This is a genomic window from Planococcus sp. MB-3u-03 (assembly GCF_002833405.1).
Taxonomy (GTDB): domain Bacteria; phylum Bacillota; class Bacilli; order Bacillales_A; family Planococcaceae; genus Planococcus.
The window spans coordinates 1,406,607-1,433,516 of record NZ_CP025135.1 but is presented as its reverse complement, the minus strand read 5'-3'; the positions used below and the strand labels follow the sequence as shown (position 1 = coordinate 1,433,516).

Genomic DNA, 26,910 nt, shown 5'->3' with positions numbered 1-26,910 from the left:
TTTACCAAACACACGATGACAATATTGCCGAGCTCTTGTCACAGCATTTCACGAACTTGGAACAAAACTATCCATTCCGTGACAGCGACCGGAACTAAAAAGTGATTTCCATTTAGGGGAATCATTTTTTCCAGAGCGTTGATTAAGTCAAAGCTTTTCATTCATAAATTATATATTCCATTTACTATTAATAAAAGGTATGTCAAAGAAATTCATCAATGCTAGTGAAGTGAAAGCCGGCGACTCCGGCGGGAACAGCGCGAGCCGAAGACCCTGCAGGAGCGTCAGCGACGAAGCGGCTGAGGCCGTGCCCGCGGAAAGCGTCCGGCTGTAACGGAACCTGAAAGACTGCAGAAGTTTCTCAACACCTAAAAAGCGATTCCCATTTAAAGGGAATCGCTTTTCCTATTACAAGTTCTTTAATTCTTCCATGCGTTTTCAACGGTTGCGTGCTTCTCGAGGTAATCCGCTTCTTTCTTGCGTTCTTCTGCCACTACCGCTTCCGGTGCTTTCGACACGAAGCGTTCGTTCGACAATTTGCCTTGAACGAGCTTGACTTCTTTCGCCCATTTGTCGAGTTCTTTTTGCAGGCGTTTCAATTCTTCTTCGATATCGATCAAGCCTTCAAGCGGCATGAACAATTCCGCTCGGACACGACTGCTGACATCGATTTCTCTGGTGCTTCGATGTTGTGGCCAATCGTCAAAGTCTCCGGATTGCAGAAACGTTCGATGTACGCGGCGTTTTCTTCGAGCACCGACAAAGTTGTCGCGTCTTTCGCGCTGATCGTCATCGGCACTTTCTTGCTCATCGGCGTCTGGACTTCGGCACGGATTGTGCGGACCGAACGGATAACGTCCATCAAGAGCTTCATGCTGTCAGCTTTCTTGTTGTCGCTAAGTTCAGCGTTCACTGTCGGCCAAGCCGCAATCGTGATTGATTCGCCTTCTGTCGGCAAGTTCTGCCAGATTTCTTCCGTGATAAACGGCATGAACGGGTGAAGCAAGCGCATCGTGTTATCGAGCACATAAGCGAGAACGGAACGCGTCATCGCTTTCTCTTGTTCGTCTTCTCCGTACAATGGCAATTTCGCCATTTCGATGTACCAGTCACAGAAATCATCCCAGATGAAGTTATAAAGCAGGCGCCCGACTTCCCCGAACTCATAGCGTTCCGCAAGGCCTGTCACTTGCTCGATCGTTTCGTTGAGGCGCGTCAAGATCCATGTATCAGCCACGGATTTCTCGCCTGACAAATCGATGTCTTTGTGCTCCATACCTTCCATGTTCATCATTGCAAAGCGCGATGCGTTCCAGATTTTATTGGCAAAGTTCCAAACCGACTCCACTTTGTCATTCGAATAGCGCAAGTCCTGTCCTGGAGATGATGCAGTCGCCAGGAAGTAGCGCAAGGAATCTGCGCCGTATTCTGCGATAACGTCCATAGGGTCTACGCCATTGCCGAGTGATTTCGACATTTTACGGCCTTCTGCATCCCGAACGAGGCCGTGGATGAGCACGTCTTTGAACGGTTTTTCGCCAGTGAATTCAAGCGCTTGGAAAATCATGCGTGATACCCAGAAATTGATGATGTCATAACCCGTCACGAGTGCATCGGTTGGGTAGTAACGGCTCAACTCATCGTTTTCTTCCGGCCAGCCGAGTGTCGAGAACGGCCATAGGGCGGATGAGAACCACGTATCCAGTACATCTTCATCTTGCGTCCAGTTTTCTGCGTCCGCCGGTGCTTCGTGACCAACATAGATTTCGCCGGTTTCGTTATGATACCAAGCCGGGATCTGATGGCCCCACCACAATTGACGCGAGATGCACCAATCGCGGATGTTTTCCATCCAGTGCAAATAGGTTTTTTCGAAACGGTCCGGCACGAAATTGACACCGTCGTCGCTCTTCTGGCTGTCGACCGCTTTTTTGGCGAGTGGCTGCATGTCTACGAACCATTGCGTCGACAAATATGGTTCTACAACAGCACCGCTGCGCTCGGAATGCCCGACCGAGTGAAGATGTTCTTCGATTTTGAACAGAACGTCCATGTCCTGTAAGTCTTTAATGATTGCTTTGCGGCATTCGAAGCGGTCCATGCCTTCGTATTTGCCGGCATTTTCGTTCATTGAGCCGTCTTCGTGCATGATGAGGACGCGCTCCAAATTGTGGCGATTGCCGATCTCAAAGTCGTTCGGGTCATGCGCAGGCGTGATCTTAACCGCGCCGCTTCCGAATTCACGATCCACGTAATCGTCGGCAACGATTTCAATTTCACGGCCGATGATTGGCAAGATGACTTTTTTGCCGATCAAATGCTGATAGCGTTCATCTCTCGGGTGAACCGCTACTGCTGTATCGCCGAGCATCGTCTCCGGGCGAGTCGTCGCGATTTCGATATGGCCAGAACCATCAGCAAGCGGATAGCGCATATGATAGAACGCGCCTTGTACGTCTTTGTAGATAACTTCGATATCCGAGATCGCCGTTTTAGTCGCCGGGTCCCAGTTGATGATGTACTTGCCGCGGTAGATCAATTTCTTCTCGTATAATTTGACGAATACTTCACGCACCGCTTTTGACAAGCCTTCATCCAAGGTGAAACGCTCGCGTGAATAGTCGAGCCCAAGCCCGAGCTTCGACCATTGCTGGCGGATATGGCCTGCGTATTCTTCTTTCCATTTCCACGACTCTTCAAGGAACGCTTCGCGGCCCATTTCGTGGCGTGAACGGCCTTCTTCTTTCAGCTTGCCTTCGACTTTCGCCTGTGTCGCGATGCCGGCATGGTCCATCCCAGGGAGCCACAAGGCGTCGTAGCCTTGCATGCGCTTCATGCGTGTCATGATGTCCTGCAAGGTCGTATCCCAAGCATGCCCCAAGTGAAGCTTACCCGTTACGTTCGGCGGCGGGATGACGATCGTATATGGCGTTTTGCCGCTTTCCGGTTTCGCTTCGAAGAATTTATTCTCCACCCACCAGTCGTAACGCCCTTGTTCGATTGCTTGCGGTTCGTATTTCGTTGATAATTGCTTGCTCATCCAAATTCCTCCTCTTGGCCAACATTCGGCTCTGTTTACTGTCGAACTTGAAAATGAATACAAAAAAACTCCTGTCGTCTCGTAAAGGACGAAGGAGTTTTTCGCGGTACCACCTTTATACACAGGCAGAATTCGCCTGGCTCTCAAGTTCGATAACGGATTCGCATCCGGTTCCCGCTACTCATTTCACGGCAACTGCTCCGAGGTGACATTCAAATGCGGAACATGGAAGCTTCTCACCACTCGGCTTCCTCTCTGAAATGTACCGGACACTTTACTATCCTCATCAACGCATCAATATCCTGTTAAGCTTATTGTACTCAATAGCCTGATTTAGCGTCAAGCTTTTTCACGTAGTAAGACACGAGCGGCGCCGCAACAAGCAAGATGAAGAACAGCCGGAACAAATGGAAGCTCGTGACCAGCGGCACATCCGCCCCCGCTTCGAGTGCGGTAATGGTCATCTCCGCCATGCCGCCGGGAGCTGCACTCAAGAAAAAGTCGAGAAATAGATAATCCGGCAATAACAGTTCCAGCCCGTAAGCAAGACCCGCTGAAAACGCGATGAGCAGTATGGTATTGAGGAGCACCGCCCCTGCAATCCGCCCGTCCAAGGAATCGCCGAGCTTTTCCATCGACAAGCCGAGATGCGTCCCGATCAACACTTGCGCGATGACGACGACAAGACTCGGCAGATCGACCAAATCACTACCTGTCAAAGTCTGGACGACCGCCATCGCAAGAACCGGCGCCATCAATTCACGCGCTGGAAAAGAAATGCGCTTCATGATCCAGTACAATACATAGCCGAAGACGAGCGCGATACCGAATGCATATGGTGAGAAACGGAAGCCTGCCTCCACGATATCACCAGGCGCACGTCCCGACAAGAGTCCTGCTGCGAGCGGCACGGTGAAGACAATGAGCAGGATGCGGAAGGTCTGCATGACCGACACGATCGTTACATTAGCGGATTTCACTTCTTCAGAAATGAGCACCATCTGCGACAAGCCGCCCGGCATCGAGCCAAGCAAGGCCGTCGACATCGTCACGCGCGTCATGCGCTGAAACAACAAGCCGAGCCCTAAGGAAAATGCGACGACCGCGATCGTCATGATGAACATATACGGCAAATCCGCCGCCATCAACAATACCGACTCCTGCGTAAAGGCTGCACCGATTTGAACACCGAGCAGCAATAGCCCGAGCGTACGGAACACTTTCGGCCAGTGGAACTTCATATCGGTCACTTGACGCAAGATAAGAAAAGCCGCCATCGGGCCCAACAGCCACGGCAGGAACAAGCCGGTCAAACTGAACAAAAAGCCAGCGCCCAGCGCGATGGCCAAAGTTATAAGAAAACGTTTCAATGCGTTACCAACTTTCACTAATTAAAATTACCATTAGTTTTATATTACCAGACTATTAGATAGAAAATGAACTTCTCAAAAATATGGAAGCGTATTAGATTTGAGAATATCGATTGAAGCAACTCCGAATCAGCTTTTTTATCATGGTATGTACGTAATAAAATTAAACTCTGAATAAAACAACGATATGGTTTATTTTACATACAGAGATGGAGCGGAAGGGGCCGACTCCTGGAGGAATAGCGAGACAATTGAGACCCTGCAGGAACGTAGTGACGAAGCGGCTCAATGCGAGCCCTCCGGAAAGCGTGCCCCTGAAGCGTAATCTCCAAACCCCACACTCTCTATTATTAATGCACAAGCCATGATTAAAATTTAACTCAACTACAAAAACCGCCCCCAAAAGCCAGTCAAACTGGCCTTCAAGGACGGTTCATTTCAGTTATCTCGCCAGTTTTGCAAACACATTATGGAATGCTTGGACGGTGCGTTCGATATGTTCAGGTGTATGGGCAGTCGATAAGAACATGCCTTCAAACTGGGATGGCGGCAGGAAAATGCCTTCTTCCGCCATCAAGCGGTAATAATCCGCAAACAATTCGAGGTCGGAACTGGAAGCTGTCTCGAAGTTCGTCACTTCCTGATCTGTGAAGAAGAAACCGATCATCGAGCCTGCACGGTTGACCGTGTGCGGAATATTGTATTTTTCAGCCGCTTCGCGGAAACCTTTTTCCAGCTGGTCTGCGCGTTCAACGAATGTTTCGTAGCTTGCTTCGTTCAACCGCGACAAAGTCTCAAAGCCTGCACGCATCGCGAGCGGGTTTCCGGACAATGTGCCCGCCTGGTAGATCGAGCCGCTTGGTGCGACTTGTTCCATGATTTCACGCTTGCCGCCGAATGCGCCGACAGGCAAACCGCCACCGATGACTTTGCCGAGGCATGTCATGTCCGGCGTGACGCTGTAATGGCCCTGTGCACAATTATAGCCGACGCGGAAGCCAGTCATGACTTCATCGAAGATCAAGACCGTTCCGTTTTCATGCGTTAAGTTGCGCAGCTCTTGAAGGAATCCTTCAGCTGGCGGCACGACGCCCATATTGCCGGCAACCGGCTCGACGATCACTGCCGCCAAGTCATCGCCGAATTCCTGAAACGCAAGGCGCACACTTTCCAAATCATTATAAGGAACCGTGATCGTGTTTCTCGCCACTGATTCCGGAACGCCTGGTGAGTCCGGCAAGCCGAGTGTCGCAACGCCAGATCCCGCTTTGATCAACAGGCTATCGCCGTGGCCGTGGTAACAGCCTTCAAATTTCAGGATCTTGTTGCGTCCTGTATAGCCGCGCTACGCGAAGTGCGCTCATCGTCGCTTCTGTACCGGACGATACCATACGGACCATTTCAATTGATGGCACGCGCTCTTGGACGAGTTTTGCCATATCGTTTTCAAGGATCGTCGGTGCGCCAAATGAAGTGCCAAGTGTTGCCTGTTCCTGGATGGCTTTCACCACTTCAGGATGGGCATGGCCCAGAATCAGCGGGCCCCAAGACAAGACGTAATCGATATACGTGTTACCGTCGATGTCCGTAATGGTTGCTCCGCTGCCGGATTGCATAAAAATCGGTTCCATATTGACCGATTTAAAGGCGCGCACCGGGCTGTTGACGCCGCCTGGCATCAGTGGTTTTGCTTCTTCGAATGCTTGTTTAGAGTGTTCGTATCCCATATTATTTTCCCTCCAGCCAGCGTACCGCGTCTTTTGCGTGGTACGACATCAGAATATCTGCCCCAGCACGTTTCATGCTGAGTAAAGTTTCAAGGACGATTTTTTCTTCATCGACCCAGCCGTTTTGCGCGGCTGCTTTAACCATCGCGTATTCGCCCGAAACATTGTAAGCGACGATCGGGATGTCAAAGTTATCGCGAACTTCGCGGATAATATCAAGATAAGACAAGGCCGGTTTGACGATCATGAAATCTGCGCCTTCATTAACATCGGATGATGCTTCGCGCAGTGCTTCCATGCGGTTTGCCGGGTCCATTTGGTAGGTTTTGCGGTCGCCGAATTGAGGCGTTGAGTGTGCCGCTTCGCGGAATGGGCCGTAATAAGCGGAAGCATATTTCACGCCGTATGACATGATTGGAATATGGCTGAATCCTGCTTCATCAAGACCGTAGCGGATCGCTGCGACAAACCCGTCCATCATGTTCGATGGCGCAATGATGTCTGCCCCGGCTTTCGCTTGGGATACTGCTGTACGCGCCAACAGGTCGAGCGATTCATCGTTCAAGATGACGCCGTCTTCGATGACGCCGCAATGGCCATGGTCTGTATATTGGCACAGGCATGTATCGGCAATGACAACGAGTTCCGGATGGCGCTGTTTGGCAAAACGGATCGCTTCTTGCGTGATCGCGTGGTCATGATAAGCTTGCGAACCGACTGGGTCTTTATCTTTTGGAACACCGAAAAGAATGACGGACGGGATGCCGAGCTCGACCACTTCGTCCAATTCTTCGCCAAGGCGGTCAATTGAATAATGGTAGACTCCTGGCATCGAAGAAATTTCTTTTTTATAGTTTTCGCCTTCCACGACAAATATTGGGTAAATGAAATCCTCTTTTTGAATAGAAGTTTCACGGACCATTGCACGAAGATTCGCTGAACCGCGCAAACGGCGGTGGCGATCGAATTTCAAGTCTTTCATAAGTTGCAACTTCCTTTCGCTATTGTCTGGATGATTTCAAAATAGGTATAGGTTTCAGGGCGGAAATCGACCTCTCCCCCTGCTTCCGTAATGGCTCGTTCAGTAATATGCCCAATCGCGGCAGTCTTGATGTTCTTGAAATTCCCGCCCGCTTCCGTATAAGCGGAAACTGCCGAAGGGCTGGCGAAAATAATCGTGACATCGGACATCCCGGCGAGCGCTTGTGCGTTGCTGTGCTTTTTGACGGTATCGTAGACGGTCCATTCATCGATCGCAAGAGGCATCGACAAAATGGTGTCTTTGGCGAGAGCCCCCCGGACAAGCAAACAGCGTTCCTTGCCGGCGATGTCCGGAAATTCCTGGACAAAGACATCGGCACTGAACGTTGATGGGATGAAGTCGACCGTATAGCCGTGTTCTTCAAGCATTTCAGCGGTCTTATCGCCGACAGCCGCTATTTTTGCATGAATTTCGGGACGCAGCTTGCAAAATGCTTGTGCGCTATTGCGGCTCGTGAAAATAAGCCAGCCGTAACGTTCGAAATCAGGCGCATATGTGTTTCGCAACACCGTTTCGATCAGCGGAAAATATTCCACTTGCGCCCCGTTTTGCTGTGCCAGCTCTGCCGCTTCTTTCGGTAGCCGGCTGCCGGTAAAAATGATGACCGGTTTTTTCTTACACATTGCTTTCTGCGATGACACGCTGGATCAAATCATATCCGCCGTGTGCACTCGTTTTTTCAGCTACGATGCGGCCCGCTTCAATCGGGTCTTTTCCAGCCGCTGATTCTTTATACACTTGGTCGCCTTCTGGGCTGAGATTAATCCTGTGAACGAAATTTCATCACCTGAAACCGTCGCGTATCCCGCAATCGGCACTTGGCAGCTGCCGTTCATGTCTTTCAGGAATTTACGTTCCGCCGTGACGGCAAGCTCTGTTTCTTTATCGTTCACTTTCGCAAGTTCCGCCAGAAGCTCTTCGTCGTCTTCGCGGCATTCGATGGCTAGTGCGCCTTGGCCGATTGCCGGCAGGCAGTCTTCTGTCGTCATGAATTCAGTGACGATGTCATCGCCCCAGCCCATGCGTTTCAATCCGGCTGCTGCCAGGATGATGGCATCGAAATCTCCTGCATGGAGCTTCGCGAGGCGTGTATCGATATTTCCGCGGATCCACTGGACATCAAGGTCCGGGCGCAGTAAAAGAAGCTGCGAGCTTCGGCGCAAGCTGCTTGTGCCGACGACAGCGCCAACTGGCAAATCCATCAATTTCACATGATCATTCGCGATGAATGCATCGCGCGGGTCTTCACGGTCCGGGATACAGCCGATGACAAAACCTTCGGGAAGAACAGCTGGCATGTCTTTCATGCTGTGGACGGCAAAATCGATTTCCTTGGCATAAAGCGCCTGCTCGATTTCTTTCACGAATAGCCCTTTGCCTCCTACTTTCGACAATTGGACATCCAGGATGCGGTCGCCTTTTGTGACGATTTCCTTGATCTCGAATTCAAACGGCGCACCTGCCGCTTTCATTTTCTCGATGAATTGGTTGGTTTGCGTCAACGCAAGCTTGCTTCTTCTTGACCCTACAATGATTTTTCTCAACTGAATCCTACCTTTCTATTAATACCAAAAATGAAATTCCGATAAACGGCTGCCGAAAAAGAAATTAAGCAGCAATAACAAAAATGCATACAAATGGGCCCAGGCATAATTCATGCCATTCAAGTTGCCCCGCCGGTGACGCCATAGAATGAAGCTATAGACAATCAACAGGATGAACGAACCCACAATTTTTACATCTAAAATGGAAAATTCCTCCAATGATACCACTGCCCATTGGAAGCCGAGAACGAGAGAGACGAACAACATCGGGATCCCGACCAGGATGGAAATGGTCATGCCCTGTTCGGTCTGCCCGAGTGACGGCAAGCTGCTCCATTGCTTCGTCCATTTTTTCTGCTTCAACAGCCTGTACAACAGCAAGTGAAGCGCGGAAAAGACGAACGACAGAGAAAATGCGGCATAAGACAGGATGGCGAACGTGATGTGGATGAACAACAACTCCGACACCAAAGCTTCCCCGACCGGCGACCGTTCGATCTGGACCGGCGCAAAAGTATGGATAACCATAAAGATGAATCCGATGATATTGATCAAAAATACCGCAAAGTCGAAGCGATAGAAAATCCGCAAGACGAGCGATAGCGTAACCAATAGCCACGCATAGAAATAAATGCCTTCAAACAAAGTCAGTACCGGGAAGCGCTGCGTCTCGATGATATAGAGCACCAGGAACACGGTCTGCAATAACCACACGGCCCCAAGAAGTGACATGGCGATCCGGATGGCTTTTTTCGTAGTATATAAATAATCGACAAAATAAAAGACAAGGCTGATAGCATATAGTATAACCATAGCTTCATGCAGCCTTGCCATTGTTATATCAGCCATCCTATTCCCCTTCGTTTCCATAATTAAAGGCGTTTCGCCTCTACATTTTAACATATAGATTCGAAAACGCCTCATTATAAGATAGCTCTATCCCGCTTTCGCGGCCCAGTTGGGTCATTTACGGCGATGGAGATGAAAATCCACGCCAATTGGAAATGCTTTTATACAGTATAGCCTGGATTTTCTTGTCCTTGCAGTGCTTCCTGTTGCTTTTCAAGGCGTGCACGCTCCGCTTTTTGGCGCGTCGCAAGCGCTTGTTTTTCACGCTGTTCTTCGACTTCATCTTCAATGCCGAAAATCTGCATGAACAATTCAAGCTGTTCGCGTGATTTCTTGGCCGTACCCATTTCCTTGGCCTGCAAAATCGGCTCTTTCAATAATTGGTTGATGATCGATTTCGTGTGCTTGTTGAGGATCTTCTTCTCGCGATCCGTCAAATCCGGCATTTTGTTCTCGATACTTTCCATCGTTTCCGCCTGGATGCCAAGCGCTTTTTCACGCAGTGCGGAAATGACCGGAACGACGCCGAGCGTACCAAGCCAGTCGTTGAACTGCTCTGCTTCTTGCTCGATCATGCCGGTGATTTGTTTCGCCGCACGTTCACGTTCAGCGAGATTCGCTTCGACAATGCCCTGCATATCATCAATATCATATAGGAAGACGTTCTGAAGATCGCCGATGCGCGGATCCATATCGCGCGGTACCGCGATATCGACCATGAACAATGGCTTGCCTTTTCTCAGCTTCTCGACAAACTGCATCAATTCGAGGTCGATGACAAAATCAGTCGAGCCAGTAGAAGAAATCAGGATGTCCGCTTCCAGTAAGGCGCATTGCAATTGATTCAAAGGTTTCGCCGTGCCGCCGAATTTACCGGCGAGCACTTCCGCTTTCTCGAATGTGCGGTTGATGACCGTGATGCGGTCCGCTCCGCTTCCTTGCAGGTTCTTGATGGCGAGTTCGCCCATCTTCCCTGCCCCGAGAATGACGACATGCTTGTTCTTCAATGAACCGAAGATTTTCTTGCCAAGCTCGACCGCTGCGTAGGAAACCGATACGGCATTCTCGCCAATCGCTGTTTCGCTATGCGCACGTTTCGCCAGCGTCACCGCTTGCTTGAACAATTGATTGAAGACGGTTCCCGTTGTGCCGATTTCCTGGCCTGCGAGGAAACTCGATTTCACTTGCCCGAGGATCTGCGTCTCGCCAAGGACCATCGAATCGATTCCGGCAGTGACACGGAACAAATGATCAATTGCTTCGTCCTGTTCATGAAGGAATAAATACTGGGAGAACTGCTCCATCGGAATGTCGAAATAGGAAGCCAAAAATTGCTTCACGTAAAAACGCCCGGTATGCAGTTGGTCCACGACGGCATAGATCTCCGTACGGTTGCATGTCGATACGATGACGTTCTCCAATATGCTTTTTTGTTGTTGCAGGGCTTGCATCGCTTGTGGAAGCTCGCTTTCGATGAACGATAGCTTCTCACGGATCGATACAGGCGCTGAACGGTAGTTGACCCCGACTACGAGTGTATGCATGGGCTTAAAACACCTTTCGCGTTCAATATTTCATTTCCCTAAGTATACCACTTTTCCATCAGATTATGCCTGCGATTTTGTGAACAAGGCATGAACCTACTTGAACTTTGCTTTATCGTACAAGGGTTTCCGCTGTGGAAACTCCACTTTATAATCATTCTAAACTTAAGCTAATTACAATTCTAGCAAAGCGATTATGGTGTCACAAGTATAACGCTCGTAGTCGGAATTAACTGTGAACTTATGCACAATGAATGATGATTTTCATGGTGTTGAATTAGGAAAAAGATATGTATATTATCAAAATTAAGTAGGAGATGTATGTGGTGGAGATTGCGCTTCAGGGAGGACGCTTGCCGAGGGGCGGGTGTTGAGCCAATGTGCCAAAGTGCGCGGCACATTTGTCTCGCCAGCCCGCGCAGTCCCTCCGGCGTCGCCTCCTTCCGCTCCATCTCTAGTTTTAGCGAGGAAATGAAATTCATCACACATTGAAGTAAGTGTGATGAATTTTGTTCAGCTTCGTAAATCCAAATTGAATAGCCACACAGGTTCATAACTATCAAGTCTAAATAAGCGTTCCCACAAGCTGATGAAGACAACTAACAGTGACACTTCCTCACAAATAACATCCAATGAAATCTAAAAGCCGAGCCGATGCAATAAGCCGAGTGCTCTTCTCGGCCTATTGCAAGAGGCATGCCCTAAGCGGGAGGCGGCTATCTCAAACGAACCCTACAAAACCAATCTATCTCACTCCACTTATCTAATTATCTCGTCCATATATTTCAGCTGGTTACTATTTGCAAAACAAAAAACAGGGCCCGGAAAATCATTGATTTTCCGGGCCCTGTTTTATTTCAAGCCAGTAAGGTGAACTGCCTACTTATTTACATGCGTTTTCGATTTCCTGCCAGGCGGCTTCTTGGCCGAGCCCAGTTTCGGAAGAAAAGACGATTAATGGATCGCCTTTCTCCATATCAAGTCCTTCACGGACGATTTTCTTGTGCTTGTCCCATTTGCCTTTCGGGATCTTGTCGGCTTTTGTCGCAATGATGATGCACGGAATATTGTAATGTTTCATGAAATCATACATCATCTGGTCATCTTTGCTCGGCGGATGGCGCAGGTCGACGATTTGGACCACTGCACGCAATTGTTCGCGGCTAGTAATGTATGTCTCGATCATCTTGCCCCATGCTTCGCGTTCGGTTTTGGATACCTTTGCGTACCCGTAGCCTGGAACGTCGACAAAAACAAGTCTTCTTCGATCTTGTAAAAGTTCAAAGTTTGCGTTTTGCCGGGTTTGGACGAAATACGCGCCATGCTTTTACGGCCTATCAGCTTATTGATAAAAGACGATTTTCCGACGTTCGAGCGTCCGGCGAGTGCAAACTCGGGAAGCTCGGTTTCGGGGTATTGCGCTGGACGAACCGCACTAATCACCAGTTCTACTTTATGGACCTTCATTCTTTTGCTCCTTCCAGCGCAATTTCGAGCGCTTGTTCTGCTTGGCTGACGAGGTGGAATTCCAATTCTTCACGGATGGTTTCCGGAATATCGTCGAGGTCGCGTTCATTTTCCGCAGGGACGATGATCGTCTTCAATCCTGCACGGTGGGCGCTCAAAGTTTTTTCCTTCAGTCCGCCAATCGGCAAGACGCGTCCGCGAAGCGTGATTTCCCCTGTCATGCCGACGTCGCGGCGCACTGGCCGCTTCGTGAGTGCTGAAACGAGCGCTGTCGCAATTGTCACACCGGCGGATGGGCCGTCTTTTGGAACGGCTCCTTCCGGCACGTGGATATGGATATCGTGTGCTTCCTGGAAATTCGGGTCGATGCCAAGCGATTCTGCCTGTGCACGGACAAACGATAGCGCCGTCTGTGCCGACTCTTTCATGACATCGCCTAATTTACCGGTCAATTGCAGCTTGCCTTTGCCTGCAGATAACGACACTTCGATCTGCAAGGTGTCGCCGCCGACATCGGTGTATGCAAGTCCGGTCGCAACCCACATCTGGTTTTGTGTTGCAGCCACGCCGTAGCGGAATTTCTTCTTGCCGAGATAGCTCTCGACTTCTTCCGCGCCGACCGTCACCTGTTCTTTTTCTTTCGAAACGATTTGCTTCGTCACTTTTCGGCAGACAGAAGCGATTTGGCGTTCCAGCCCGCGCACGCCGGCTTCCCGCGTGTAATAGCGGATCATAGAAACGAACGCTTCTTCTTGGAAATCCAATTGCTCCGGCGTCAAGCCGTGTTCTTTCAATTGTTTTGGTGCCAAATGGTTTTTGGCGATCAATTTCTTCTCAAGCTCTGTATAACCTGCAATCGAAATAACTTCCATACGGTCGCGCAATGGTCCTGGAATCGATCCGAGATCATTGGCGGTCGCGATGAACAGCACATTCGATAGGTCATAGCTTTCTTCGATGTAATGGTCGCTGAAGGAATTGTTTTGTTCCGGGTCCAAGACTTCGAGCATCGCTGACGACGGGTCGCCGCGGAAGTCATTTGACATTTTATCGATTTCATCAAGCAGGAATACCGGATTTACAGTGCCTGCTTTTTTCATTCCTTGAATGATGCGTCCCGGCATAGCGCCGACATACGTGCGGCGGTGGCCGCGGATCTCGGATTCATCGCGCACACCGCCGAGCGAGATGCGGACGAAATTGCGGTCGAGTGAATCGGCGATCGAACGGGCAAGAGAAGTTTTCCCGACGCCCGGAGGCCCGACAAGGCAAAGAATCGGCCCACGCAGCGATTTGGTCATCTGCTGGACAGCCAAATACTCAAGTACGCGTTCTTTTACTGTTTCAAGGCCGTCATGGTCGCGGTTCAATACTTCTTCTGCATAATTGATATCCAAGCGGTCTTCTGTTGCTTCAGACCAAGGAATCGTTACAAGCCATTCGATGTAATTGCGGATGATGCCGCTTTCCGCCGCAGCGGATGGCAGTTTCTCATAACGGTCCAATTCTTTCAACGCCGTCTTCTCGGTCGACTCTGGCATGCCGGCTTCTTCGATACGTTTTTTCAGGTCGGCCACTTCTGCGCCTTTGCCGTCCTTGTCACCAAGTTCGGTTTGGATCGCTTTCATCTGTTCGCGGAGATAAAACTCTTTTTGGGTTTGCTCCATCGCTTTTTTCACGCGGTCGTTGATGCGTTTTTCGATATCTGCCACTTCCTGCTCGTTATGCAGGCGGCTGATCAATAGTTCAAGGCGTTTCGTGATATCGAAAGTTTCAAGCACTTCCTGTTTCCCCTGCAACTTCAGCGATAGATGAGAAGCGATCATGTCCGCCAAACGGCCAGGTTCTTCGATATCTGCCACTGTATTGAAGGTCTCGGTCGTCACTTTTTTCGAGCCTTTGCCGAAGATTTCAAATTGCTCCAGCAAAATGCGCATCAAGGCATCTTGCTCTGCATCGCGCTCCGGTTCATCCGGGAATGACGTCACTTCCACTTGCGTGAATTTCTCGCCGTCCTCGTACTGGTTCCACTGGCCGCGTTCAAGGCCTTCCACCAACACGCGGATCGTACCATTCGGCAATTTCAGCATTTGTTTTACGTAAGCCAAAGTACCGATTTTATGCAAATCGTCTTTGTCTGGCTGTTCTACTGCCATATCTTTCTGGGTCGCCAAAAAGACGATTTGGTCATCCATCATCGCTTGCTCAAGCGCTGCTACTGAACGCTCCCGGCCGACATCAATATGCAGGACCATCGACGGGAAGACGAGCAGTCCGCGGAGTGGCAAGAGCGGGACTTGTTTTGTCACTTTTTTCTTCGCCATAATTAAGTGCACCTCCGTCATTTCTCTTTCTCTCTGTCAGTCTGCGCCAATTATCTCGAAGACTGTTGTTTTTTCGTGGAAAAAGGGCTGACTCCCATACGCGCGGATGTGCACGATTCAGAGTCAGCCCGTATCATCCTATTCTTGTGCATCAGCCCAAAACTTAAGCGGATGTTTTTTCGTTATTGCCGTTATCGTACTCAGTGCCGTCTTCCAGCATCAATTTCGGCTGTGAATTCTCGGTCACTGTTTCTTTCGTAATGATGCATTCGACGATATCTTCACGGGATGGCAAATCATACATGACATCAAGCATGATGTTCTCGATGATTGAGCGCAATCCGCGAGCGCCTGTTTTCCGCTCGATGGCGAGGCGTGAAATTTCGATCAGCGCGTCGTGTTCGAATGTCAATGTAACACCGTCAAGCTCCATCATTTTCTGGTATTGCTTGATGAGTGCGTTTTTCGGCTCTGTCAAAATCTGCACGAGTGCATTTTCATCCAATTGCTCAAGGCTTGCGAGCACTGGCAAACGGCCGATAAATTCAGGGATCAAGCCGAATTTCAACAAGTCCTCTGGGATTAATTGGCTAAGAAGGGACTTTTCATCCATTTCTTCTTTGTTCGGATCTGCACCGAAGCCGATGATTTTATTGCCGAGGCGGCGTTTGATGATTTGGTCGACTCCGTCAAACGCACCGCCTACGATGAACAGGACGTTCGTCGTATCGATTTGGATGAATTCCTGATGAGGATGCTTGCGCCCGCCTTGTGGGGGAACGCTCGCCGTCGTGCCTTCCAGGATTTTCAATAAAGCTTGTTGTACGCCTTCACCGGAAACGTCGCGTGTAATCGACGGGTTCTCGGATTTGCGTGCCACTTTATCGATTTCATCGATATAAATGATGCCTTTTTCTGCACGATCCACATCGTAGTCTGCAGCTTGGATCAATTTGAGCAAGATGTTCTCGACATCTTCCCCGACATAACCAGCTTCAGTAAGCGATGTTGCATCCGCAATTGCAAACGGCACATTCAGGATGCGCGCGAGTGTTTGCGCTAGCAAGGTTTTCCCGCTCCCTGTTGGCCCGATCAAGACGATATTCGATTTCGAAAGTTCGACATCGTCGATCTTGCTTTGGGAATTGACGCGTTTGTAATGGTTGTAAACCGCTACTGCCAAGGATTTTTTCGCCTTGTCCTGGCCAATTACATAACCACCAAGGATATCCATGATTTCTTTAGGTTTTGGTACTTCCTTGAACTCAGTTTCTTCTTCTGTTCCGAGTTCCTCTTCTACGATTTCCGTGCAAAGCTCGATGCACTCGTCGCAAATATATACACCTGGCCCTGCGACCAGTTTACGAACTTGTTCCTGCGGTTTTCCGCAAAACGAACATTTCAAATGTTCTTTTTCATCATTGAATTTGAACAATGTAGTCACCCCCTATTCAAGCCATTATCTTACAAGATTAATATGATTGTATCAACTAATTAGAACTATTCCAAAGAAACTGCCTTTATATGTAGGAACTTGAATTTGTCGGCAGTGTCATAACGCAGTTGTTTAGAAAACCACACTTCTTCAGCTGGTAAAATCGCCGTAAAACTACTACGCTTTCCTGCGGGCGAGCGCAAGCCTCCTCAGAAGCTACGCTTCTTGCGGGGTCTCGTCTGTCTCGCTATCCCGCGGGAGTCTCCGTAGTGTTACGGCTAATTTAAACTCATTAAAAGTATAAATATTTATGAGATCAGCAAAAGCCATTCATTTTTGTTTGCCATTATGTATAGAAAACAAGGTGCGGTTGCCGCACCTTGTCCTATTAAAAATCTTATGTGTTATTCAGCAGCTTTTGCGTCAGAGATTTTAGCGTTCTCCACTAGGAACTCAACCGTGTTCTGCATACGGATGTCGTTTTCTAGCATTTCAGTGCCGCCTAGAGCTGTTTTGATTTGTTCAGCGTCCATGTTGAATTGGCCAGCCATTTTCTCAAGCTCTTTGTCGATGTCTTCAGAAGTGACTTCCATGTTTTCTGCTTTCGCGATTGCTTCAAGCGTCAATGATACGCGTACGCGTGTTTCAGCATCAGCCTTCATTTGCTCGCGAAGAGCGTCTTCGTCTTGGCCTGAGAACTGGAAGTACAATTCCTTGTTCATGCCTTGCTGGCTTAGGCGTTGTTCGAAGTCTTGCATCATGCGGTCGATTTCAGAATCGATCATCGCTTGCGGGATTTCAACTGTAGCGTTTTCTGCCGCTTTTTGTACAAGCTGATCGCGCATTTGTGTTTCAGAAGCGTTGTCTTTCTCCGCTTTCAAGTTTTCTTTCATTTTCGTGCGAAGTGCGTCAAGGCCGTCTACTTCTTCGTCAAGTTCTTTAGCGAACTCATCGTTCAGTTCAGGAAGTTCTTTCGCTTTCACTTCGTTTACCGTCACTTTGAATGTTGCCGATTTTCCAGCAAGCTCTTCAGCGTGGTATTCTTCAGGGAAAGTGACTTCTACGTCTTTTTGTTCGCCCGTTTTAGCGCCGATCAATTGCTCTTCGAAGCCTGGGATGAATGAGTTAGAACCGATTTCTAGGGAGTAGTCGTTGCCTGCTCCGCCTTCAAACGCTTCTCCGTCTACGAATCCTTCAAAGTCGATGACAGCTGTGTCGCCGTTTTCAACTTGTCCGTCTTCTTTGACAGTCAATTCAGCCATGCGTTCTTGGCTTTCTTTCAATTGCTCTTCGATTTCCTCATCCGTCACGTTCGTGTCTTCTTTGGAAACTTCAAGGCCTTTGTATTCGCCAAGTTCTACTTCAGGTTTCACTGTTACTTTAGCAGTGAATACCAACGGCTCGTTCTTTTCCAATTTTTCAATGTCGATTTCAGGGCGGTCAACCGGGTTGATGCCTGCTTCTTCGACTGCGTTCGCGTAAGCGTCAGGCAGGATGAAATCAAGTGCATCCTGGTAAAGAGATTCTACACCGAAACGTTTTTCGAACATTTGGCGTGGCATTTTCCCTTTGCGGAATCCTGGTACGTTAATTTCCTTAACGACTTTTTTGAACGCTTTATCAAGCGCGCCGTTTACTTCTTCAGCCGGCACTTCTACTGTAAGAACTCCGACATTACCTTCTTGCTTTTCCCATTTTGCTGACATGTATAAGCCCTCCAAACATTTTTTTACAAAGTCATGTACGATATTTGTACGATTTTTGACAACCTCCACATTATATCACACATATGAGCAGGTTCAACTATTTCTATCCATTGCGCAATTCTATGTATGCCTCGGCCTGCATGAGCATTTCCAGCAGTTTCGGATCAGCTTTTACATCGGCGTCGCCGCTGAACAAACTATCGAGATACGCATGGTAGGCTTCAGCGATTTCCGCTTCCTCAAACTCTTCAAAGAAAAACGGATACAGCAGATAAATATGCCGGTCGACCAGTTCCATCGCCATCTGCAGCTTGGCCGGCTCTTTTTCCAACGCCTCTTCCAAACGCTTGCGAATCCCGAGGAGGCGTTCGTCCTTCAGCGGATCCGGCAACTCGCTGATGGCAAGCTCGTTTTTGTAATGGAATTTTTCAACACGCACAGTCCCGCTTATTTGCTGTTCACGCAGCATGAGCAAAAGATAAGATTTCGCCACCCAATCCACTTCCGGATGCTTGATCAATTCGATCAGCTGGTTCCTTATGGCACTATATGCTTCTTTCGGCAATTCAGTCACCCGCTGCTCCTGTTCGGCAGCACTAAGCGGCAAAAATTGCTCCAGGCTGAATTGGCCGGTTTCCCTTTTGGCAGAAGCTGCGCTTTCGGCGATGCGTTCATTGAGATCGCGCAATTGATGGAATTGCTCCAAACGCTCTTTCGGCAGGACGTTTTCCTCGATGAGCACTTCGATCATCTTCTCGGCTTCTTCGAATTCCTTTACTTGCATTAAAATGCTTATGTATAGCTCCATCGTCTCCAAATAATGGATCGGCCCGACGCGCAGCAATTCCTGCACGACTTCGAGCGCTTCCTCGAATTCCCCCAGCTCGTACAAGCTGTAGGCATATCCGCCGAGCGCCGCTGCATGGTCCGGCTCGTAGACGAGCACTTGGTACAGCTTATCGCGGGCGTCGGCGTATTGTTCATTTTTTAAACTCGTCATCCCTTCCGATAAAAGCCGTGTGACCGTTGTCGGAAAGACGATGACATTGCCCCTGCGCTTCAAATCCCCAAACTTCTTCCGCATCCTACCACCTCTTTGTCCATTCATCATACCATAGGAAAATACACTGTGAAAACGAAAGCCGGCGCTATTTTGCGCCAGCCTCTTCGCCGTTTAAAACCAGTTTGTACGCGACCTCCGCTTTTAAGGAATGGGCGACCGGGCAGTATTTCTCCCCGCTCACTTTGATGGCATGCCAGACTTTATCCGCGTCGATGTCCCCTTCCACGATAAAAGTCACCGTAATCGCCAAGAATTCCTTCGGCGGGTTCCGGCGCTTGTCTCCTTCCGTGACGATTTCGATAGAGCGAACCTCTTTCATCCTGGCGCGCAGAATCATCACGACGTCCATACCGACGCATCCGGCAAGCGAGCCGAGCAGCGCCTGCGTCGGAAGCAATCCTTGCTCGTTCCCGACTCCTTGATGGGCATCCATCCGGAGCGTATGGCCGCCTTGTCCCGCAGCCTCAAATACAAAATCCCCTTGCCATTTCGTGCTGAGCTTCAGTTGATCGGTTTCCATCTACAACACACTCCTCACAGCTTTTTATCAGTGTATCACTAGGGGCAGCCGTGTTCATCTGTTAAATTAAAAAACCTGTCCACGCATCAGCGGGACAGTTTCGTTAAATGACAGCGTGCATCGCGACGTAAGCCATATAGCAAACGACTTCACGCGCGAAGAACGGCGCGATGTTCGCAAAGCCCTTGAATTCGGTCGAAGGCGTCGGAGAGGAGTGGGCATCGATTCCGGCGTGTTCCGCCATGAGGAGTGCACGTTTCATATGTAAGGGATCGCTGACGACGAGAAAGCTCGACAATCCGTTTTCATCCGCCAGTTCACCGGCGAAACGGAAATTCTCTTCCGTGATGAGCGATTGGGTTTCGATCAGAATATCTTCTTCAGGGACATGATTGCGGATCGCGAAATCGCGGCTCACGACCGACTCAGCGAGGTCCGCTCCGTCCGTGAGGCCTCCTGTAAAGATGATCTTCTCGACATAGCCCGCCTCATATAGATCGATGGCGTGGCGAATGCGCTGCTCGAGCACCGGCGAAGGCTCCCCGCCGACGACTTTCGTGCCGAGCACGATCGCCGCGTCAGCTTCCATTAACTCAGATTCACTGGCAAAGGTCCAAATGCTCGTCGCCGTCGCCGCAATTAAAATGGTTTGTATGAGGGAAAGTACGATCAAAATCCGTTTCCATTTGTTTCTGAACACGTTTCATTTCCACCTTTTGGTATGTTTTTCTCTATCTTTTCCATTATACGACATACCTCGCAAATAAACAGCGAAAAATCAAATGTCCATCATTTCTTCACAAGCGTTTTCACAAAATGAAAAACCTTGCTTTCCCGATAAGGGAAAACAAGGTTTTGAGACGTCCCAGGAGGGATTCGAACCCCGACCGACGCCTTAGAAGGGCGTTGCTCTATCCAGCTGAGCTACTGAGACATGACTTTCCTCACGAAAGTGGGATTAGAACATTTCCCGAACTAAGACCGTTATTATCTTCTTTCCTTATTATATGTTAATTTCTATTTAACTCAATCCTTTATTTTAGTTCAATGCACTAACTATTGTTAATACAGCTGAAATAAAACCAACAATTTGCAAGATTATAAGACCTATTTTACAAATATCTCACTTTTGCTGTCATTTTCTTTTAAAATCCATATACCAACTTTAAAACCACTTACAAAGCCATACATTCCAAAAACAAAATAAAGATACTTATAAAGTTCAACCATGTATAAAGGAAATAAAAGTAGATGAAAGACCATACTATTAGAAACCCTAACCCCAAACCTAAATCATCAAAACCTATATTCTTCCCACCCATTTTAGACAATTCAATACTCAAAATAATAATCCCACTACAAGAGAGAAACTACACCTACAATGACAGTGAGAATTTCAAAATAAAAGAAAGTAGGCACAAAATATAATGCTGTTCCTATACCTATAAATACTATAGATAAACTAATTCCTTCTATAATGTCTTCAGCTCTGCTCTTTTCGCTTTTCTCTTTTTGTAAGTTTTCGATTACATTCACCTCATTCCTATTTACCAACTAAGCTGCTAACCATTCTATTTACACGGAATCATTGCCTCGTTAAAATGAGTTTTCCAGTAATCACTTTTACTTTAAAGTTTATTGTTTCCCTCCTCTAACACATAAATCATCATTTATTTTAAGAACTATTATGACAAAAGTTTAAGAATCATATAGTAGTCTATTTCATATTCTCTCTCATCGTTAGTATTTGTTCCATGTAAATACTTATTTCGAATGTCATGACCATTGGTGAACTTAGATTTATTTAGATAATAGTCAATGTAATCTTGTTCGTTTCTTGAAAAGAGACTAGTTTCTATATCAACAAGATTTCGACTTTCTAACTCCTCAATTAATACTTGTATTTCATGAGGATAATGCCAGTAACTCATTACTTCTGAATCATAGAGTTCTTTAAGAATATATTGTTTTCCAGTCAACAAACTCAATATGACCCGAGAAACTTTCAAAATTAAATCGTTATCAAACAACCATTGCAGCTTTCTCAATTGATGTTCGTGAAATTCACTTTTACTTAACTTTTCAGCATTTATCAAGTTGAAAAATTCAGTGTTTCTTACTTCTGTTCGGCAAACGAAATATGCCACTTTGGTCAGAAAACAATAAATTGGAAACTGTTTTAAACCAATTACTAGTTGAATAAACATATTTTTCTATTAAAGGATATAATCTCTTTAGTTTTAAAACTAGAAGATGACATTTGGATTAAGTCATGGTCTATCACTCCGTCTTCAACCAAAGTATTATACTGTTTAAAATTCTATCTATCTCAGGCAGAATAGTCCTACACTTTTCGAAGTAAGATGCATCTGTCGACGGCATTTTAACTATAAAATCATCAATTTGAAATTCTTCTTTCATATAAATGTCGAAGAACCATTCAATCATTTCTTCCAAATTTACCCCAAAACTCCTTAAAACTTGAGCATAACTCTGTATCTGAATATTAGACACCATTTCTTTGGTATCGAAAGTGGATGATTTATAATATAAGTGCGCTGCTTGTGGGATAAATAGAGATTCTAGAGCAGAGCTTTCTTTTCTAGAATCGAGAAATAACCTCATAGTTTCATCAACAAATCCAAATAGATAAATGAAATTGTTCCAAAGTGTAGGGTAATCAGTATTTTCTTCAATCCACTTTTACTCACCTTTATAGATATATTTCTACCTTCCGTTCTAAATGAGACTTCTTCTTCTTGGTCTCCCAAATAAGAAATCATTATTCTAGACTCGATTCCTGTTTCGTTAGCAAATACCCTTTCCTCCTCTTCGTTTACTTTCCTCTTAGCATACAACTTGATTTTGTCAGGTATTTTCATACCCTTATTAGGTGGAAAAGTGATTATTTTCCTTAATACATTTGTATTAACTTGTGGGGAAACTATATTCTTGAATCAAAATTAAGATATCTGATTCTGTCAAAGAAGGCGGCATGAACAATTCATTTTCTTTTAAATACTTTGACAGAACTATTTCTGCATTACTAGGGTCAGATATTAATACACTCCTAACTACCTCATCAAAAATTAGTTAGCCTCTTCGACTTTAGGAACGCGTAAATATGCACATTTTCTTTTTCGAAAATTGTTGGAGACATTCCGCTTTAATGCTTTTATATACCTTGTAGTCTTCAAAACTTCAAAGAAGTCATCTGAATTATCAAAGTCGATATTGTGGAATAAATGGAGAAAATCATCGTTGTGATTGCTTAGAAAGATACCAATTTTCCGCTTAATCTTTTCCTCGTATTTTTATATCTATCTTAGTTTCTTGGATAATATACTCTCTAAAACTTTCAACCTTTATGTATTTTAAAATATTATGAAATTCCAACAAATCATTAATATCCCACTTGGCATCAATATCTTCGTTGTTAATCTTTTCTGCTATTTTTCTAAATCTTCCATCATACCGAAACTATACTCAGAATAGAATTTTATTTTGGACATATAATCTCCTTTAAACCTTTCTTGTTAGTACGCATTTTTGAATAAAGGTATTTTTCCTAGGTACTCTCCACCTGAATATTTTTCATTATCATTTTCAAATTTTAGTTTATGTTGGTCTTCTTTTTCTCAATATATCAGTCTTATTACCATCAGTCTCAGATTCTATAATTACATCATCGTGGTAATTATGAATATGAATATCTTGCTCGTTTGCTTGCAAAAGTTTACAATTGCAATTATTGTAGCTATTTTATTAAGTAAATCCCATATATGCGCCTGCTATTTTAGTATCAATTGCATTACACATGTTTCTTAAAGAATTGCTTAGCTCGAAAAATCTCGATTTGTTCATGCGTCCATGTTAATAATTCCTGCTCAAATTCAGTTGGGTTAGACGTCACGTTAGTCTCAATATCAATGCGTGTATCCTCGAGTACATTATTCACTACCAATAAACTTTCACTAAAATCAAATGATTGTGTTTTAGATTTACTCTCTATAGAAGACAATATCTTTTGCAATTCAATTTGTTGTTGGTTGAACTCCTTAATTGGGCTTTTCCAACCTTGCACTATTGCATCTATTGTTCTTTGATGTTGGTTGAACTCCTTAATTGGACTTTTCCAACCTTGCACTATTGCATCTATTGTTCTTTTGATGTTGGTTGAACTCCTTAATTGGACTTTTCCAACCTTGCACTATTGCATCTATTGTTCTTTGATGTTGGTTGAACTCCTTAATTGGACTTTTCCAACCTTGCACTATTGCATCTATTGTTCTTTGATGTTGGTTGAACTCCTTAATTGGGCTTTTCCAACCTTGCACTATTGCATCTATTGTTCTTTGTTGTTGGTTGAACTCCTTAATTGGACTTTTCCAACCTTGCACTATTGCATCTATTGTTCTTTGATGTTGGTTGAACTCCTTAATTGGGCTTTTCCAACCTTGCACTATTGCATCTATTGTTCTTTGTTGTTGGTTAAACTCCTTAGAAAAATCATCCATTATCTTCCCCTCCTACAATCAGTCCATATATACTACAAATTAAATCATAAAAACCACAATATACCAATTTGTGTATTCAAAGTTTTAAAATAAGGATAGAGAGGCTCACCATATACTTTGTATAATATGCAATCCTATTCTGGGAGCGTAACAGCGTATGTATATAGGGTAGTAGGTAGTAATGATTTGGTCAAATGTACCCCCCATACTTTTTTGTAATTCGAAAACTCTTTCAACTTTTACTTACACTTCTTAACTAAAAATCTGTAAATACTAGACGCATCAATTCTAAACCTCATTAGAACTTATCTAACCTTTGCAACCATTCTTCAGAAGATGTATACAACCTGTAAAAAAATTTAATAATCATGAGTGCTAACGAAGAAGTTACAAGAGCTGCCGCTTTTCTTTTTTCTCTTTTATTGCTCTATAAATAGTTGCTTTGCTTATATTGGTAATCTTAGCAATTTCCTTTACGGTCTTCTTATTGGTCTTTCTTTGTTCATACAGTTCTATAGCGTGCTTTAGGCCACTATGCCTCTCTGTATAAGTATGCGGTCTGCCTTTATACACTCCTCTAGCCTTAGCTTCTGCTATACCTTCTATTTGCCGCTCCCGTATCATATCTGCTTCAAATTCAGCAATCCCAGATAACACCGTTATCATTAACTTACCAATCGCTGTGCTTGTGTCTACTCTGTCCCCTCCCATATTCAATACAATCAATGAGACTCCTTTGTTATTTAAAAGCTCAATAGTATGTAATGCATCCTTAGTGCTTCTGGCAAACCTATCAAGTTTTGTCACAACAATAGTATCACCTTCACAGACAGCATCAAGTAAGTTGTTAAACTGTTCTCTGTTTGCTGTCTTCCTGCCAGATACTTTCTCTTGGAAGATGGTAATACATCCTGCTTCTTTCAATTGATTAATCTGCGCAGATAAGTTTTGTCCTGTTGATGATACCCTTGCATACCCTATCTTTTTCATGTGTTATCCACCCTTCATTTTGATTCATGTATATGAGACTCTGTGCAGTCAATCATATCAATGACTCAGAAGTGTTTCAAGTAGGTGTAGTCAAATGATACACAATAAAAAAAGAAGCTCCTGCAACATCACAGGTGCTTCCTTATTTAATCTTTTCTTTTGCAGGAATCAAACTTATTAAAGCAAGCGATTTTATTTCTATATGGCTTTGTGCTGTCTATTCTTCGTATTCCAATCCATATTTATCATAAATTTTTGCAAGTTCATATCTTGGAACTTGAAGGTCATATACAAATTGTTCTACATCAACTGTTTCGCCTCCCATAGATTCGTTAAAGTTAGCGATGCCCAGGGTAGACAATTGAAGATGCATCAGATGAATATTTAGATTAACCAGTTCTTCTTCTTCTGTTTCAGATGACGCTGAATCAATATAGGAAATGATTTCACTTTCATTCGAAAAATGTTTATCAAATGCTATATCAACATGTTCCCCACCATCTAAAGCATCTGTTGCTTTACTCATTGATTCATAAAAAAACCAAGTTTCTTTTATGTAGGGTGGAGCTTTTTCTAAAGCACTTTCATTAGAGGAACATCCACATAGCAGAACTAGCATTAATAAGAGATTAACTAACATCAATTTCTTCATCTTTTTTCCTCACATTCATTTTAGTAGTTCAAATATATCACTTTTACTTCAGCATATACCTTTCTCGTCATAGTATTATGTAAGTTTTCCAATCTCAATTTTTTTCAGAAGCTTAATTCCTTTAATAAGTAAAACTTCGTGCATCCATTTAAGATAGTATTGTTACTCAACAATGATAAGCCTTTTTCAATTGATAGAAACAAAAAGAAAAACTCTATAATTTTAGGTTTTTTTCATACAATCAAGACTTTCAATCTTGAACTGTTTTCTTTTGTATTTTAATGAAGCGTCTAATGCTGATAAAATATTATAAAATCCATGGATAAAAACTTCTTTATCATAATTCGATATTTGGTCTGGTCTATTATGTCTTATATTAAACCTGTTTAAAACTTCAAACAGTTCATTTTCATCCTTTTATATAAGTTTAATTTACTTGTTTTTGTATTTTCTCAAGAACTCCCCTAATAAATTGATAGCAGCCCACTTTTTAACATCGTCTGATTTATGTGAAAGAAATAGGTTCTTCGCTTCCTTTATTTTTCTTGAATCTTCATCGTCTCTAACTCCTGTTCAGAGTCCACTAACACTTCTAATCCGTTACTTATTAAGTCGCGAATGTACCCCTCAATTGTTAATTCATACCCTAATCCATACTTAGATATAATTTTATTGATTTTGACACGATAAACTGCCTGTAAAATTCTTTTGGCAACACACTATCATCGATAAGTCTGTTTGGAACTTGTTGTCCGTTACTATAGTATGAAGGAGGACTTTCAAATTCCTCTAACTGGTCATAAAAGAACTCTATTAAATCAAACATCTCTTCTTCTGAGTATTCCTTTAACTTGTTAAATGGAAGTATACTTTTCTTATTGAAGTAATCAATTGAAAGTAATACACTTTCTCCACTCTCTTCTTGAGGTAGATTATTTAAGCCACCTTCTACTTTAAAGTGTTCATATACCTCACTTACATAATCAATTAACTCATTGAGGTTAATTGTTACTTTAGCTTCTAGAACCATTTTTCTTTCCGAGTAGTATAATTTTTTATTCATTCTAGTCTCCTTATCTACTTAAGTCCTAACTCATTTACAGGCTTTTTTTAAAAAACC

The 26,910-nt window shown here is 45.2% G+C and carries 17 protein-coding genes, 1 tRNA gene, 4 pseudogenes and 1 other annotated feature; all 22 genes and pseudogenes read right to left on the bottom strand.

The features are described 5' to 3' along the window. Nucleotides 1-408 precede the first annotated feature (408 nt). A pseudogene (locus tag CW734_RS08435) lies at nt 409-3,040 on the bottom strand (valine--tRNA ligase). Nucleotides 3,041-3,121: 81 nt separating this feature from the next. After that, nucleotides 3,122-3,339 (bottom strand) — a binding site (T-box leader). A 21-nt stretch (nt 3,340-3,360) separates the two neighbouring features. Next, nucleotides 3,361-4,410 carry an AbrB family transcriptional regulator gene (locus CW734_RS08430; protein WP_101190153.1) on the bottom strand — a complete coding sequence of 350 codons (1,050 nt, stop codon included), beginning with the start codon at nt 4,408-4,410 and terminating at the stop codon, nt 3,361-3,363. Nucleotides 4,411-4,852: 442 nt separating this feature from the next. Further along, nucleotides 4,853-6,137 (bottom strand): annotated as a pseudogene (gene hemL, locus CW734_RS08425) (glutamate-1-semialdehyde 2,1-aminomutase). A 1-nt stretch (nt 6,138) separates the two neighbouring features. Beyond that, entirely contained in the window at nt 6,139-7,119 is a 981-nt protein-coding gene (gene hemB / locus CW734_RS08420) for a porphobilinogen synthase (protein WP_101190152.1), read from the bottom strand. Next, nucleotides 7,116-7,802, bottom strand: coding sequence for a uroporphyrinogen-III synthase (locus CW734_RS08415; protein WP_101190151.1), 687 nt, complete (start codon nt 7,800-7,802; stop codon nt 7,116-7,118). The genes hemB and CW734_RS08415 overlap by 4 nt, the downstream gene beginning before the upstream one ends. Next, nucleotides 7,795-8,723: pseudogene (gene hemC, locus CW734_RS08410) on the bottom strand (hydroxymethylbilane synthase). Before hemC ends, CW734_RS08415 begins: the two are co-directional and overlap by 8 nt. Before the next feature lie 18 nt (nt 8,724-8,741). Then, entirely contained in the window at nt 8,742-9,572 is an 831-nt protein-coding gene (gene ccsA / locus CW734_RS08405; RefSeq protein WP_101190150.1) for a cytochrome c biogenesis protein CcsA, read from the bottom strand. Between the two features lie 161 nt (nt 9,573-9,733). After that, nucleotides 9,734-11,116 (bottom strand): glutamyl-tRNA reductase, encoded by a 1,383-nt coding sequence (gene hemA, locus CW734_RS08400; protein ID WP_101190149.1) that lies wholly within the window; start codon nt 11,114-11,116, stop codon nt 9,734-9,736. Nucleotides 11,117-11,999: 883 nt separating this feature from the next. Beyond that, nucleotides 12,000-12,583 (bottom strand): annotated as a pseudogene (gene yihA / locus CW734_RS08395) (ribosome biogenesis GTP-binding protein YihA/YsxC). Then, nucleotides 12,580-14,907 carry an endopeptidase La gene (gene lon / locus CW734_RS08390; RefSeq protein WP_101190148.1) on the bottom strand — a complete coding sequence of 776 codons (2,328 nt, stop codon included), beginning with the start codon at nt 14,905-14,907 and terminating at the stop codon, nt 12,580-12,582. The pseudogene yihA and the gene lon overlap by 4 nt, the downstream one beginning before the upstream one ends. A 163-nt stretch (nt 14,908-15,070) precedes the next feature. Next, a complete protein-coding gene (gene clpX / locus CW734_RS08385) occupies nt 15,071-16,342 on the bottom strand; it encodes an ATP-dependent protease ATP-binding subunit ClpX (protein ID WP_101190147.1) in 1,272 nt (423 codons plus the stop codon). Nucleotides 16,343-16,746: 404 nt separating this feature from the next. Continuing rightward, nucleotides 16,747-18,048 carry a trigger factor gene (tig, locus tag CW734_RS08380; RefSeq protein WP_101190146.1) on the bottom strand — a complete coding sequence of 434 codons (1,302 nt, stop codon included), beginning with the start codon at nt 18,046-18,048 and terminating at the stop codon, nt 16,747-16,749. Between the two features lie 103 nt (nt 18,049-18,151). Continuing rightward, nucleotides 18,152-19,132 (bottom strand): tetratricopeptide repeat protein, encoded by a 981-nt coding sequence (locus tag CW734_RS08375; protein ID WP_101190145.1) that lies wholly within the window; start codon nt 19,130-19,132, stop codon nt 18,152-18,154. Between the two features lie 64 nt (nt 19,133-19,196). Continuing rightward, nucleotides 19,197-19,631 (bottom strand): OsmC family protein, encoded by a 435-nt coding sequence (locus tag CW734_RS08370; protein WP_101190144.1) that lies wholly within the window; start codon nt 19,629-19,631, stop codon nt 19,197-19,199. A gap of 103 nt (nt 19,632-19,734) precedes the next feature. Further along, complete coding sequence (locus tag CW734_RS08365; protein ID WP_101190143.1) at nt 19,735-20,331, bottom strand: YdcF family protein; 597 nt, start codon at nt 20,329-20,331, stop codon at nt 19,735-19,737. A 161-nt stretch (nt 20,332-20,492) separates the two neighbouring features. Continuing rightward, a tRNA-Arg gene (locus CW734_RS08360) sits at nt 20,493-20,565 on the bottom strand. Nucleotides 20,566-20,987: 422 nt separating this feature from the next. Beyond that, nucleotides 20,988-21,167 (bottom strand): hypothetical protein, encoded by a 180-nt coding sequence (locus tag CW734_RS18290; protein WP_157824141.1) that lies wholly within the window; start codon nt 21,165-21,167, stop codon nt 20,988-20,990. A 149-nt stretch (nt 21,168-21,316) separates the two neighbouring features. Next, nucleotides 21,317-21,838, bottom strand: coding sequence for a hypothetical protein (locus CW734_RS08355; RefSeq protein WP_101190142.1), 522 nt, complete (start codon nt 21,836-21,838; stop codon nt 21,317-21,319). Between the two features lie 1,914 nt (nt 21,839-23,752). Then, nucleotides 23,753-24,148, bottom strand: a complete 396-nt coding sequence (locus tag CW734_RS08335) for a hypothetical protein (RefSeq protein WP_101190138.1) — start codon at nt 24,146-24,148, stop codon at nt 23,753-23,755. A gap of 387 nt (nt 24,149-24,535) precedes the next feature. Then, on the bottom strand, nt 24,536-25,138 hold the full coding sequence (locus CW734_RS08330; RefSeq protein ID WP_101190137.1) for a recombinase family protein: 603 nt from the start codon (nt 25,136-25,138) through the stop codon (nt 24,536-24,538). A 217-nt stretch (nt 25,139-25,355) separates the two neighbouring features. Further along, on the bottom strand, nt 25,356-25,790 hold the full coding sequence (locus CW734_RS08325) for a hypothetical protein (RefSeq protein ID WP_101190136.1): 435 nt from the start codon (nt 25,788-25,790) through the stop codon (nt 25,356-25,358). 646 nt (nt 25,791-26,436) lie between these two features. Then, nucleotides 26,437-26,853 (bottom strand): hypothetical protein, encoded by a 417-nt coding sequence (locus CW734_RS08320; protein ID WP_101190135.1) that lies wholly within the window; start codon nt 26,851-26,853, stop codon nt 26,437-26,439. Nucleotides 26,854-26,910: the final 57 nt, after the last annotated feature.

Coding starts and splice junctions, on each gene's coding strand:
- CW734_RS08335 (WP_101190138.1), bottom strand. CDS start 24,148: ATGGATGATTTTTCTAAGGAGTTTAACCAACAACAAAGAACAATAGAT.
- lon (WP_101190148.1), bottom strand. CDS start 14,907: ATGGCGAAGAAAAAAGTGACAAAACAAGTCCCGCTCTTGCCACTCCGC.
- CW734_RS08370 (WP_101190144.1), bottom strand. CDS start 19,631: ATGGAAACCGATCAACTGAAGCTCAGCACGAAATGGCAAGGGGATTTT.
- CW734_RS08330 (WP_101190137.1), bottom strand. CDS start 25,138: ATGAAAAAGATAGGGTATGCAAGGGTATCATCAACAGGACAAAACTTA.
- ccsA (WP_101190150.1), bottom strand. CDS start 9,572: ATGGCTGATATAACAATGGCAAGGCTGCATGAAGCTATGGTTATACTA.
- hemB (WP_101190152.1), bottom strand. CDS start 7,119: ATGAAAGACTTGAAATTCGATCGCCACCGCCGTTTGCGCGGTTCAGCG.
- CW734_RS08375 (WP_101190145.1), bottom strand. CDS start 19,132: ATGCGGAAGAAGTTTGGGGATTTGAAGCGCAGGGGCAATGTCATCGTC.
- CW734_RS08325 (WP_101190136.1), bottom strand. CDS start 25,790: ATGAAGAAATTGATGTTAGTTAATCTCTTATTAATGCTAGTTCTGCTA.
- hemA (WP_101190149.1), bottom strand. CDS start 11,116: ATGCATACACTCGTAGTCGGGGTCAACTACCGTTCAGCGCCTGTATCG.
- CW734_RS08320 (WP_101190135.1), bottom strand. CDS start 26,853: ATGAATAAAAAATTATACTACTCGGAAAGAAAAATGGTTCTAGAAGCT.
- CW734_RS08355 (WP_101190142.1), bottom strand. CDS start 21,838: ATGTTTATTCAACTAGTAATTGGTTTAAAACAGTTTCCAATTTATTGT.
- CW734_RS08415 (WP_101190151.1), bottom strand. CDS start 7,802: ATGTGTAAGAAAAAACCGGTCATCATTTTTACCGGCAGCCGGCTACCG.
- tig (WP_101190146.1), bottom strand. CDS start 18,048: ATGTCAGCAAAATGGGAAAAGCAAGAAGGTAATGTCGGAGTTCTTACA.